Origin of the sequence: Rhodococcus sp. BH4 (genome assembly GCF_002079265.1) — a bacterium.
Lineage (GTDB): Bacteria > Actinomycetota > Actinomycetes > Mycobacteriales > Mycobacteriaceae > Rhodococcus_F > Rhodococcus_F qingshengii.
Genome location: NZ_CP014941.1, coordinates 1,142,813 through 1,155,288 on the forward strand (window position 1 = coordinate 1,142,813; position 12,476 = coordinate 1,155,288).

10 protein-coding genes are annotated in these 12,476 nt (G+C 65.2%); 2 read left to right on the forward strand and 8 right to left on the reverse strand.

What is annotated here, in order from left to right:
* Window positions 1-99 precede the first annotated feature (99 nt).
* The 5 genes from A0W34_RS05285 to A0W34_RS05305 form a co-directional block, all read right to left on the reverse strand.
* Window positions 100-1,545: an aldehyde dehydrogenase gene (locus tag A0W34_RS05285; RefSeq protein ID WP_003945530.1), complete on the reverse strand. Its 1,446-nt coding sequence runs from the start codon at window positions 1,543-1,545 to the stop codon at window positions 100-102.
* A 4-nt stretch (window positions 1,546-1,549) separates the two neighbouring features.
* A complete protein-coding gene (locus A0W34_RS05290; RefSeq protein ID WP_081557425.1) occupies window positions 1,550-2,719 on the reverse strand; it encodes a hypothetical protein in 1,170 nt (389 codons plus the stop codon).
* Between the two features lies 1 nt (window position 2,720).
* Window positions 2,721-3,908 carry a phosphotransferase family protein gene (locus A0W34_RS05295; protein ID WP_007734522.1) on the reverse strand — a complete coding sequence of 396 codons (1,188 nt, stop codon included), beginning with the start codon at window positions 3,906-3,908 and terminating at the stop codon, window positions 2,721-2,723.
* A 139-nt stretch (window positions 3,909-4,047) separates the two neighbouring features.
* A complete protein-coding gene (locus tag A0W34_RS05300) occupies window positions 4,048-4,935 on the reverse strand; it encodes an ROK family protein (protein ID WP_007734524.1) in 888 nt (295 codons plus the stop codon).
* A gap of 4 nt (window positions 4,936-4,939) precedes the next feature.
* Entirely contained in the window at window positions 4,940-5,710 is a 771-nt protein-coding gene (locus tag A0W34_RS05305; protein WP_003945692.1) for a class I SAM-dependent methyltransferase, read from the reverse strand.
* A gap of 173 nt (window positions 5,711-5,883) precedes the next feature.
* On the opposite strand from A0W34_RS05305, the gene A0W34_RS05310 reads away from it, so the two are divergent.
* Window positions 5,884-7,098, forward strand: coding sequence for a glycosyltransferase family 4 protein (locus A0W34_RS05310; protein WP_081557426.1), 1,215 nt, complete (start codon window positions 5,884-5,886; stop codon window positions 7,096-7,098).
* Here the strand turns inward: A0W34_RS05310 and A0W34_RS05315 are convergent.
* On the reverse strand, window positions 7,045-8,784 hold the full coding sequence (locus tag A0W34_RS05315) for a hypothetical protein (protein WP_081557427.1): 1,740 nt from the start codon (window positions 8,782-8,784) through the stop codon (window positions 7,045-7,047). The genes A0W34_RS05310 and A0W34_RS05315 overlap by 54 nt on opposite strands.
* 33 nt (window positions 8,785-8,817) lie before the next feature.
* Between A0W34_RS05315 and A0W34_RS05320 the strand changes: the two genes are divergently transcribed.
* Complete coding sequence (locus A0W34_RS05320) at window positions 8,818-10,044, forward strand: lipopolysaccharide biosynthesis protein (RefSeq protein ID WP_081557428.1); 1,227 nt, start codon at window positions 8,818-8,820, stop codon at window positions 10,042-10,044.
* Here A0W34_RS05320 and A0W34_RS05325 read toward each other — a convergent pair.
* Window positions 10,025-10,981 (reverse strand): ABC transporter substrate-binding protein, encoded by a 957-nt coding sequence (locus tag A0W34_RS05325; RefSeq protein WP_042452590.1) that lies wholly within the window; start codon window positions 10,979-10,981, stop codon window positions 10,025-10,027. The genes A0W34_RS05320 and A0W34_RS05325 overlap by 20 nt on opposite strands.
* A 169-nt stretch (window positions 10,982-11,150) precedes the next feature.
* Window positions 11,151-12,284: a DUF3068 domain-containing protein gene (locus tag A0W34_RS05330; protein WP_065351996.1), complete on the reverse strand. Its 1,134-nt coding sequence runs from the start codon at window positions 12,282-12,284 to the stop codon at window positions 11,151-11,153.
* Between the last annotated feature and the right edge of the window lie 192 nt (window positions 12,285-12,476).

A 12,476-nucleotide genomic window follows, 5' to 3' on the forward strand; every position in this document is an offset into this window, starting at 1 on the left:
TTCGCTGGGAGTTGGCACCCATTTCATGGGGCTGGCACCCGTTCCGGCAGGTCGGAACGGGTGCCAACTGTCAGCAAAGGGTGCCAACTCCCGGGTGGGTCAGCCCACGTAGCCGGGCGGCATGAGTACGGACTTGGTCTCGCAGAAGGCTTCGAGGCCCTCAGGTCCGTTCTCGCGCCCGATACCGGAGTTCTTGTAACCACCGAACGGCGATCCGGGATCGAAGGCGTACCAGTTGATCGCGTAGGTACCCGTGCGGATCTGCGCAGCAACTTCGAGTCCGTGATCGATGTCGGTGGTCCACACCGATCCGGCGAGGCCGTAATCCGAATCGTTGGCGATCTTGATGGCCTCGTCCTCGGAGTCGTACGGAATCACCGAGAGAACGGGTCCGAAGATCTCCTCGCGTGCGATGGTCATCGAGTTGTCCACGTCGGCGAAGATGGTCGGCTCGACGTACCAGCCCTTGTCCAGGCCGGCGGGGCGTCCACCACCGAGTACGACGCGCGCGCCTTCTTCCTTACCCTTGGCGATGTAACCCTCGACGCGCTCGCGCTGCTTCTCGGAGATCAGCGGGCCGAGTTGTGCTGCGGGATCGGACGGATCGCCGACGGTCATGAAGCCTGCGGCGGTCTTCATTCCCTCGATGACCTCGTCGTAACGCGAACGGGGAGCGAGGATTCGGGTCTGAGCGACACAGGCCTGACCGGTGTTCATCAGGCCGGACATGACGAGCATCGGCATTCCGGCGGCGATGTCGGCGTCCTCGAGGATGATCGCGGCGGACTTGCCACCCAGTTCGAGGGAGCAGCGCTTGAGGTTCTGTGCGGCGATGGCACCGATCTTGCGGCCGACGGCACTGGATCCGGTGAACGTGATCTTGTCGATGCCCGCATGAGAGACCAGATATTCGCCGGTCTCGGCTCCGCCGGGGAGCACGGAGATGACGCCTTCGGGAACACCTGCCTCGGTGAAGATCTCGGCGATCACGTGGACGGAGAGAGGGGATTCGGGTGCGGGCTTGAGCAGTACGGTGCAGCCGGCGAGCAGTGCGGGGGCCAGCTTGTTGATCGCCAGGAACAGCGGGACGTTCCAGGCCAGCACGGCGGCGACGACGCCGACGGGCTCACGGGTCACCTTGGTCTGCCCGAATGCGCCGGTGCGCTTCTCTTCCCACGCGAACTTGTCGGCCAGCTCGGCGTAGTAGCCCAGCGTCGCCATCGACGGGGTCTGCTGCATCATGCCGACCATGGCGGGCGGCTGGCCCATCTCGTTGGAGATGAGCTGGTTGATCTCCGCGCTGCGCTCTTCGATCAGCTTGGCGGCCTTGGCGAGGATCGCGCCGCGCTCGGCGGGGGTGGTGCGTGACCACGGTCCCTCGAACGCCGCGCGGGCTGCGGACACGGCCGCGTCGATGTCTGCCGGTGCTGCGATGGGACAGCTGCCGACGCGCTCCTCCGTTGCGGGAGAGAACACTTCGAGTACCTGGTCGGTGGCCGGGGCCACCCATGCTCCACCGATGTAGAGCTTGTCGTAGTCAGTCATCAATTCATTCCTCGGTGTTGTCGGTCGCCGCGAGGGCATACGCGTCGTCTGCCTGTGCGGTGTCGGTGAAACTGGTGAATCCGTATTTCTCGTGCGGTCCGATGGCGGCTACCTCGAAAAGACCGGTGCCGGTGTTGGTGTTCGTGCCTTCGGTGAGCGTGAAGGACGCGAGGTTGTCGACGGGGGAGAACATGCGTTGGAACGGTTCGATCTCGTGGACCTTGTGGCGGAGCCCTTGTACGACGAGTTCGCCCTGCCACATTCCGTGACGCCAGTCCTGTTCGAGCCCGTAGCCGGTGCCGATTCCGATGTAGTTGGCCAGCAGCAGTTCGCAGGCGACGGTGAGGACTTCACCGCCTGGCCGGTGGAAGGTGATGGTCGCTCCGGTGACGTCGCGGGTGTCGGGGCAGAACGTCAGTTCGTGTTCGGGTCGGCCGAGCCATTCGTTGTCCCTGGCTCCGTCCGGCCACACTCGCATGGCTTCTTCGACGATGCGCCTGCCTTGCTCGTCTTCCTGCATGATCACCGAGATCGTGAACTCGTCGAACTGCATGACCGCGTAGATCCAGAAGAAGTTCTGGATTCCGTCGACGGCGCGTCTGCCTTGCGGTTCGGCTTCACCGACCGGACGCACACCCCACGAGCGGTCGCGGTTACCTCGCCACGTCTTCGGGTCGATCGCGAAGTCCTCCCCGTCGACGGTGAGCGATCCGGTCCACGTGCCGGTCTGCAGGAAGCGTGAGGTGTCGAACGTGACTCGTTCGAGTTGACGGCGAAAGTGCTTGGGCTCGAGCGCCGCGGGGATGGTGGCATCGAAGGTGATGTCGAAGGAGAGATCGTATTCGCTGCCCGGTTCGAGGACGACGCGGAGCTTCTGCAGCCCTTCGAGCACTTCGATGCGCAAAGGCCCGACGGTGGTGTCGGTGCGGTCGGCGCCCAGAGCCTTCGACATACGAGCAACGATGTGGTCGTCACCGCGGCGCAGTACCGCGAAGGCGTCCATGACGCCGAGGTTGGGGTACTGGCCGAGTCCGACGATGAGAAACACGTCGGGGGATTCGGTGGGGTAGCAGTTGAAGTAGTAGCGGTCGTAGAAGTTTCGATCCGAGGTGGCTACGTGACGGATCGGTTCGGCGATCTGGTGAACGGGATAGTCGTCCATCGGTGTGAGCATGTCAGGCCAACCTCTCCCAGTAGGTACCGTCGAGCATCGCGGCGAGCGAAGCGCGGTGCATGATCATGTCGTCGGGGTCTTCGGGTCGCTGTGACTGGCCGAAAGCTATGGCGCGAGCCTGGATTCGCCACATGATGACCGCCTGACGCAGTGCGGCATAGGTAACGTAGAACTCCAGATCGTGTGGGGTGTGGCCGGTGATCTCGGCGTAGGTCTGCGCGAGATCCGGCAGTCGAAGGAAGTCGGGAAGACCGGGTAGGTTCGCCAGTCCGGCGATGTCCTCGAAGAACCTGTGCAGGAATGCCATCCAGCCCAGATCCATCTCCCGCGGGCCGAGAGTTGCCATTTCCCAGTCCAGTACGGCTACCGGCGCGAAGTCCTGGTACATGACGTTGCCGATGCGCGAGTCGCCCCAACAGAGCACGGCCGGCGAATCGTCCGCGGGATTGTTCTCCTCGATCCAGTCGAGGGCACGTTCGATGAGCGGTGATCTGATCCCGTCGGAGACCACCCACTCGTAGTACGCGCGCTGCTCGGCGATGTGCGCCGTGAATGCTTCTCGTGCAGTCGTTCCCGAATTCGGGAGTCGGAGGAAGTCGAAACGCTCACCAGGTTTGTCGATGGCATGCAACTGAGCCAGGACGTCGACCGAGCTGCGCTGCAGGGTCTTTCGCTGCTCGGGTGACGCTTCGGTGACCCACGATCCGAAGTTGTACGGCATGACGTCCGGTGGCACGTCGCCGGAGATGCGTTCCATCACGAAGAACGGCGCACCCAACGCGTCCGGGTCGGATTCTGACCAGTACACCGCGGGTACGGGCACTGCCGAGTGCTCGCGCACCTGAGCCATGGTGCGGAACTGGGATTCGAGGTCGTAGGCAGGAAAGACCGGCATGGTCGATTCCGTCGGCGCCACCCGAGCGACCAAGGGATGATGTTCGCCGTCCCAGGTGGCGTCGAAGAGGATGGTTTCGCTGGACATGCCGTTGGCTGCGGGCAAGGTGACGTCGGCGACGGTCACAGTGGATCCGCTCGGCACCTTGCCGGCCATCCACCGTTCCAGGCGCTCACGGAGGTCTTCGGTGTCGCGGAGGGAATCGCTTGGTCGGGCGACCTGGGCGTGATGCTCGGTTTCATCGGTCGAAGAAGCAGTCGAGGCAACGTCAGATGAGGAAGCGTCTGGGCTCACGGTCACCTCCTTCCCGTAGGCGTCACGTGCAATGCCCGTAACGGTGTGAGTCAGAACACTAAAACACGTTACAGAAATTGGGAACAGGTGGCACCCGTTTAGTGGGACTCCCTGCGGATTTATCGGGGAAGAACGCGTGTCAGATAACGGCGGTGAGCGCGAGCAAGCCCGCACCGGTCAGAGTTCCGGCGCCACCCAGCTCGGCGGGAACGATCCGGAGCCCGGCGACGAACGACAAACGGGCATGTCGGGCAGCCGCGTCGAGCATCGGTTCCCACAGCGGTGTACCCGACTGGGCGAAACCGCCGCCGATCACCGCGAGGTCCACGTCCAGGAGGGCAGCCGCCGAGGCGATGGCACCACCGAGCGCCGTGCCTGCACGGTGAAGCGCGTCCACGGCGATCGCGTCGCCGCTGCGTGCACCCTCGGCTAGTTCACGGCCGGTGTTCCCCGACCAGCCCTGGCTACGAGCCCATCGCACCGCGGACGGTCCACTTGCCACCGTCTCGAGGCAGCCGACGCCCCCGCAGCTGCACGGTTCGGCAGATCCTGGAACGACGATGTGGCCGATGTGACCGGCGTTCCCCGTGCGACCCCGAGCAATCTCACCGCCGAGAACGATTCCTCCGCCGATTCCCGTCGAGACGACCAGGCTCAGGAGGTTCGGGGTTCCGCGTCCGGCGCCGTGGTGGAACTCCGCCAATGCCGCTGCGGCTCCGTCCATTGCGAGGGCGGTTCCGGCATCGGGAAAGACGCTGCGGACGCCCGCTACGAGCTCGAATCCCTGTGCCCACTCGGTGATGTTGATGGGAGCGACGACGCCGGCGACGGTGTCCACCGGCCCGGCGCACGCGATGCCGACACCGTCGACCTCTCGGCCGTCTGCGACTCGTTCGAGCAGCGCCGCACAGGATCCCCACGGGTCGGTCTGCGGCGTCGGAACGCTGTCGAACACGGGAACGCGGCCGTCCTCGGACACGACCCCGGCAGCCATCTTGGTACCACCGATGTCGACTGCGAGGCGCATGTCGCTATCGCTTTTCGAGAACCACGACGAGGTTGCTCACCAGGAACTCCCGCAGACCGGGGACTCGGACCATCCACCACGCCCACGACGGGTGGTAGCGCGGGATCGCGGCGAGCAATGTGCCCTGGCTGGTTCCACGGGCCCAGCGTAAGCCGTCCGTGGCGCCGACTTTGAACAACGAGACCCCGAATCTGTTCTTCGGTTCGCGTCCGGTCTTGCGTAGGTACCGCTTGGCTGCGTACTCGCCCCCCAGCGCGTGCCACGGTCCGGTTTCGTGGCCGCCGAACGGACCCCACCACAGGGTGTACGAGAGAACCATCAAGCCGCCGGGCTTGGTCACGCGCAGCATTTCCTCGGCCATCAGCCAGGGCTCGCTGACGTGTTCGGCCACGTTGGAGGAGAAGCAGATGTCCACGGACGAGTCCAGGAACGGCAGTGCCAAACCGGATCCACGCACCGCGCCGCCCACGGTCAGACCCGCAGCATGCATCTCCGACGGATCGGGTTCGACGGGAATGTAGCGGGCACCTGCGGCTTGAAAGACCTCCGCGAAATAGCCCGGACCGCCGCCCACGTCGAGGACAGTGAGACCGTCGAGGGATCGTCCGGTGTGACCTTCGTGCAGGTCCGAGATCAATTCGACGGAGTCGCGCGCAAGCGCGCCGTAGAAGATGTCGGGCGCGGACTGCTCGTGGCGGAAGTCGCTGAGCAGGCCGAACGAGCGTTTCAGGGTTGCCCGTCGGCCGAAAATGCGGGTCACTGCGGGCTTGGTCACGGGTAGCAACTTTAGCCACTGGGTCGCCCGGTCCACGAACACCGTCAGGAGCGCGGCAATACGGACGCTCGAACAGTTAGGGTGTTCGGCAGGGTTACCGGCCGGTCAGGCGGGGCATCCCGCAGGATCGCCCGAACCGGGGTGGCCACCGACCAACTCAGGGAGTAACGCACGTGCGCGAGGTTCTGTTGCTCTGCTGGCGCGATACCGGGCATCCCCAGGGCGGTGGAAGCGAGCGTTACCTCGAGCAGGTCGGATCCCAGTTGGCCGAGCGCGGTATCAAGGTGACGCTGCGGACGGCGTCGTATCCCGGGGCGCCCGCGTCGGAGGTTCGAGACGGCATCACGATCAGCCGGGCCGGTGGACGTTTCAGCGTGTACCCCCGCGCTCTGGCCGCCATTGCCGCCGGACGTCTGGGTTTCGGATCGCTCAAGGGCATCCGCCCCGACGCGGTGATCGACACCCAGAACGGCATCCCCTTCTTCTCGAAGGCCGTGGCGGGTGCACCGGTCACGCTTCTGGTCCATCACTGCCATCGCGAACAGTGGCCGGTGGCAGGCAAGCTCGTCGGCCGGATCGGCTGGTGGGTCGAATCGCGATTGTCACCGCGCACCCATCGACGTAGTCAGTATCTGACGGTGTCGCTTCCCTCAGCGGAAGAATTGGTGGACCTCGGTGTCGAGCGCGAACGAATTGCCGTGGTGCGTAACGGTGCCGATCGGCTCCCCGTCGGCGTCGACGCGGGTGGATCGATCACCAGGGCCGAGCGCCCCACCATCTCGGTACTCTCACGACTGGTGCCGCACAAGCAGATCGAGGACGCACTCGAAGCGGTCGCAGCCCTGCGGCCTACGCTTCCGGACATCCATCTCGACGTCATCGGTGGTGGTTGGTGGGAGCAGAACCTGCGCGATCGCGCCGCCGAGTTGGGGATCGGTGACGCCGTCTCGTTCTACGGCCACGTCGACGAGGCTCGCAAACACGAACTGCTGGCGCAATCGTGGATCCACCTCATGCCTTCGCGGAAGGAAGGGTGGGGCCTGGCGGTCATCGAGGCTGCGCAGCACGGTGTTCCGACGATCGGTTACCGCAGTTCGAAGGGTCTGACCGACTCGATCGTCGACGGAGTGACGGGCCTTCTGGTCGGGGGCGAGAACGCCGGCGAGGGCGACATCGCCGATCTGACGCAGGCTGCCGGCACTCTGCTCTGCGACCACGAACTTCGCATGGTGCTCGGTGAGAAAGCTCGCGTGTGGTCCGGTGAGTTCTCCTGGGAACAGACCGGCACCGGAGTGCTCGAGGTGCTGACCGCGCACAAGGACGGTCGGTGGGTCTCAGGACTGGCCGCGCCGCGCGAGTCGAATTCGGTTCTGGTTCAGTCCGACTGAGATCAGCGCGATCGCACCCATCAGGACCCACGCGAGATGCGCAACTAGGACGGCAGTTCGGGCACCGGTCGAGGCTTCCTGCGTGGCAATGTCTCCCGGTACTCGGAATAGCGCGAGATCGTCGTCGGCGAAGACCTGTTCCAAGCCGTCGAGCGTGGTTGCCGAGTTGCCGAGTTGACCTGGTGTCCCGCGCTCGATCAGTACCCATCCGACTCCGAGATCGGCCAACTGCGTAGGACTTCCGCCGGCCAGCAGTAGGTCCTCGACCCTAGTTGCCCGAGTCCCCTCGCCGCCGACAGCACCACCGGCAACCACCAGTTGGCCGGTCTGCAGAACGTCGAGGGGCAGGAAGCGTGGTGCAGGGTCGAGTACCGGCGCATCACCGCTGTAGGGGAAGGCGCGGAACATCCCGGCGGGAAGCACTGCAACGTCACCGGTTTCGTCTCGTAGTTGCTCGGCCACCACGGTCCAGGACCCGGGATAGTGCACGGGCTTCAACGCGCCGCCGACGCCCCACACCAGATCCGGTAGCGCCACGATCGTCACCACGACGGCGGCAACCGAGAATGCCGGGCGGGGAAGGGAGAACCGATTGCCCGCCCACATCATCGCGGCGGCGGCAGCGAGTGCGTAGAACGGTACGGCCAGCGCGACCCACTTCTGGGCGTCACGCAGTAGACCGGCGCCGGTGAACACCTCGACCGACCATCGGCCGACGTCGAGCCCCCACGGAGTAGCGCCCAGGGTCGGAGCGAGCACCGCGAACAGGGCCAGCGCGCCGAGTCCACTGACAACGGGGTTCCGGCGTCGGCGCCATAGAGCGGGCACACCGGCGAACACCACGACAAGCAGAAGAACTGTTCCCACCAATGCGAAGAGTGTTGTGCGCGTGGACGGTACCGCTGCCGAGTTCCAGATACCGCCGAGCCCGGCGAGGCTGCCGAGCGTCGCGAGTCCCGGTTCTGCGCGGGCGGCAAAGGCGGCGACTCCCGCTGGATCGGAACCGTCGCCTGCTGCTCCGGATACGAAGGTGGCGACCAACCACGGCGAGGCGGCGACGAGGAACAGCCCGATAGCGCCGCAGACACGCCGCATGGCCGAGGTTCGGCCTCCGGGGGTGGCTACCACCACCAGCGCGGCCGTCAGAGCGAGCAGAGCGCCGGTAGGTGTCAGACCCGCGTATGCCAGTGACGCGGCCAACGCCCACCAGGACCCGGGCGTGGCTCGGCGAACTCCGATTCCGGCACACACGATCCACGGCAGTGCGGCATAACCGGTCAGCAGGCTCCAATGTCCTTGTAACAGGCGCTCGGCCACGTAGGGGTTCCAGAGCATCACCGTCGACGCGACCAGTTGTGGACCGAGACCGGCCGTCGGCAGCAGGACGGCGACCATGCGCGCCGCACCCCAACCGGCGAGCCAGAGCGCCACGAGCAGGATGAACTTGACCACCAGTCCGCCGTCGATCACGGTGCTCAACGCTGCGATCAGCGCGTCCTGGGGAACGGCGCGGGCTGCGGCGTCGGTGAGTCCGAGGGTGGAGTCGGTCAAGTACGAGCGCGGCGTGCTGACGGCGTCGCGCAGCAGGAGGTAGCCGGGGCCGAGCAGCGGTCCGAGGATCAACAGTGCCAGCGCCAGGCTGTACGCCGCAGGCAGGTAACGGCGGTATCCGGCTTGCACTGTCATGACGCGCACGATACGTGGTGCATCATTACTGCCATGCCTCGCCAACCACTCGATCGCGCCGCCGCGGCCGGGGTCGGCATGGTTTTGGTGGGATCGATGACGGCCAATGTCGCGTCGTACCTGTTGGCATGGTTGGCCAGCCGATGGTTGGGTCCGGTCGGCTACGGCGAGTTCGCGAGTCTGCTTGCCGCCCAGTTGGTGCTTGCGGTTCCGGCTTTGGCGTTGCAGACGGTGGTCGCCCGCGAGGCGGTGCGTGGCAAGAGCACAGATGCGTTGCGGTCGTTGGGGTATCGATGCACCGCGATCGTCGCCGTCCTCGCGGTGGCGCTCACTCCGGCGATGGCGTGGCTGCTCGACACCGGAATCGTGGCGTCGTTCTCGGCATTGGTGACTGCGCCCATGTTGGTTCTGCTGGCCACGGAGCAGGGGTTGTTGCAAGGACACGGTCGATTCGGCACTCTCAGCGCCGTACTGGCCGGGGCCGGGGTGATGAAAGTCCTTCCGGCAGTGATCGTTCTGGCTTTCGGCGGCGGAGCAGGCGCGGCATTGGTCGCGGGCGCGGCCGGAACTGCGTTGCTGGTGGCGATAGTTCGAGTGGTCGACCGAACCGTCACGGTGAGCGAGGACCGGCCGGTGCGTATCGGCGTCGTCTCCGTGCTCGCGGCGTCTCAGGTTCAGCTCGCGCTGATCGCGTTGTCTTCGCTGGACCTGCTGATCGTCCGCGTCGTCCTCAGTGAGTACGACGCCGGTGTCTACGCACTCGGCGCCGTCGCGACGAAGGTGGCGTTCTGGCTGCCACAGGCAGTGGGCGTCGTGCTGTACCCGAAGATGGCGAACCCGGCGCACTCGGCGCAGGCGGTTCGCTCGGCGTTGGCGGTGCTCGTCGGTATCGGCGCCGTCCTGGTTCTGGGGGCCGCGGTTGCCGGCCCGCTGGTGCCGACGCTCGTGGGCGACGCGTACGCCGCCGTGGCTCCGATGCTGTGGGCCTTCGCTCTGCACGGTGCAGCGTTGGCGGTACTCCAGGGTGCTTTGCTGTCCGCAATCGCGTCAGAACGCACGCGAGTGGCCCTTCTGGCGTGGGCAGGACTGGCCGTGGAGGCGACGGTCATGCTGGTGTGGGCGAAGACGCCGGGAGAGTTGATCGGCGTCGCCGTGGTGGTTGCGTCGACGACGGCCTTGGCGGTGTCCGTCGCCGCAGTGCGAAGTGCCGACCGCGCCGGGCCGGCACCTCGCGGCTCTGTCAGTTCTCCAGACGCGTGAACAGATCGTCGAAGTAGTCGAGCGTACGCATCGCGGTGTAGACGGATCCGTAGTTGATGTTCCCACCCGTGTAGACGACGTTGTCTCCTTGTACTGCGCGGATACGGTTCCACATCGCGCGGTCGTCGCTGACGGGATCCACGCCGGGCGCGGTGGTGACGATCATTCCGTCTGCCGAGTCGAGGGCAGTCACGAGGTTTTCGGTAGAGATCTCCTTCTGTCCCTCGACCGGCCACTGGAGCTGGACGCCGAGGTCTTCGGCCACCTGTGTGGAGATGCCCTTGCGGTTGACGCCGTTGACCTTCTGATTCACGTAGTTCAGCAGCACGATCTGCTTGCTCGCCAAGCTCGGGGCATGGCGTTCCTTCAATCCGGCTGCCTTGTCCTCGTACGCTCCGATGACCTGACGGACGTCGGGGTTCTCGGTGCGATTCAGCCAACTCGCCAGCTGATCGATGTTCTCGCGCCACGGGCGCGTGAAGTCCATCGGAAGCACAGGCGCTGTCTGGCTCAACTGCTGTAGCGGCCACATGTCGGAGGCCTCACCGATGTCGGTGCAGATGATCAGGTCCGGTTCCAGCGCGAGAATTGCCTCGACGTTGACCGGTGCCTCGAACACCTGTGCCGTGGGATCGGCCGGAACCCACGGCTCGGCGGCGTCGAAGCTGTACGCGATGACCGGCAGGCCCATCGCAACGGCTGGTTCGAGGTCGAGTCTGGAGTCGATGGCGACGACGCGCTTCGGGGTGACCGGAATGTCGTAGGTTCCGAGCGAGGTCGTGACCGTGCGCATCCCGGCCGAATCGCCCTCGGTACCGGCGGACCTCGCGCAACCGGCGGCGAACAGCCCGGAGAATGCAGCCGTGCCGACAACAAATTTCCGTCGCGTCAGATCGCTGACACAGATGTGCGAACCCAGAACTGTTGATGCGGGCATGTGGCTCCTCGTGTTCGGGGTGGTCTGGACTTCCAGAAAACGCTAAGCCCGCAACCACGCGGAGGGAACGACCCGTTGCGCCAATCCGTACGCCGATCCGGCAACAAAGCCCCGAAACGCAGCAGAGCGCCCCTTCCGTGTGGAAGGGGCGCTCTGCTTACTGTCTGAATCAGTCCTTGCGCAGATCCGGACGCGGAATCACCTGAGTGTCGTCCGAGGTCCAGTCGTGCTCACCCGGAGCCGGCTCGGGCGAGCCCTGGCCGCTGGGATTCTGGTTCGTTCCGCCGTGTGCAGCGCGGGCCGGAGTTCCGCCCTTGCCGCCGCGAATGCCGAGGAAGATACCGGCGATCAGCGCGATGACGCCGAGCACACCTGCCACGATCGGGACTGTGCGGCCGAACAGCGAGAGCTTGTCCATGCCGTCACGTGCCTGCTGGACCTGGTACTCGATGGTTGCTTCGTCGAAGGGCAGCGTGACCTTGAGAACCTCGACGTCGACGGCATCCTTGTTGCGTCCGTAGTACTGGTGCAACTGCTCCTGGCCCTTGACGACGACGCCGGTCTTGGGCTCGACCCACAGGTCACGGACGTTGGTGTACCAACGCGTCATCGTGATCGGAGTAGCGCCACCGGGAACGCCCCAGGTGTCGGCGGGCAGGCTCAGCTTGTTGGTGGGGGAGTTGACGACCTTCGACAGGTCGACGGGATCGATCGTCTGCTGGAAGTGGTACACCTTCAGACCGTTGATCTCGGTCTCTTCGACGAAGTCGATGTCCTTCGTGGCGCGAGCGTTCAGGTCGAAGTAGGGGTAGCTCTTCTGTTCCGTGTTGAACGGGAACTTGTACTGCAGACCGTCGCGGGAAACTTCTTCGGCGGGCTGGTCGCTGGACGTCTGGACGGTTCCGACCGGATCGTTGGTCGGCATCGAGCTGACGCGATCGAGCGTGACGCGGTCCAGGGTTGCGGTCAGCAGTCCGGTGTCACCCTGCTTGTCGGTACGACGGACGGTCTGGCCGGCTTCGACGGTGATGATGTCGGCGTCGGACGGGTCCTGCGTGGTGACGTAGCGCTGAGCGACGATCGGCACGTTGGTGTCGACCTGTGCCTTTCCGCCGAGGAGGGCCGCCGAGTTGAGGACGCTACCGGTGCCTGTGGCGACAGTGGTCACCTCGAGGTCGAGTGGCGTCTTCTCCAGCTTGCCTACCGTGTAGGTAGGAATGAGGATGGCGATGGCCAAAAGGAAGGCACCGAGGCCCACCAGAATGCAAGGAAGTATCCGGCTCGGCCCTGAGCGTTCCGCCATGCTGTGACTCCTAACCCGTTAAGTCTTTCGAGGTTCCCCAACCGGCACAATATGAGCTGCGCAGATCGCATGGGGCCCCCGATGGACACCATGTGTGGCAGAACACTAACAGTCCACCGGCCCGGTTTGTCGCATGAGGGCATGAATTGGCCAGGCATTTTGTTGTGAGTCCCTGGTGGTTTCCCTCAATCG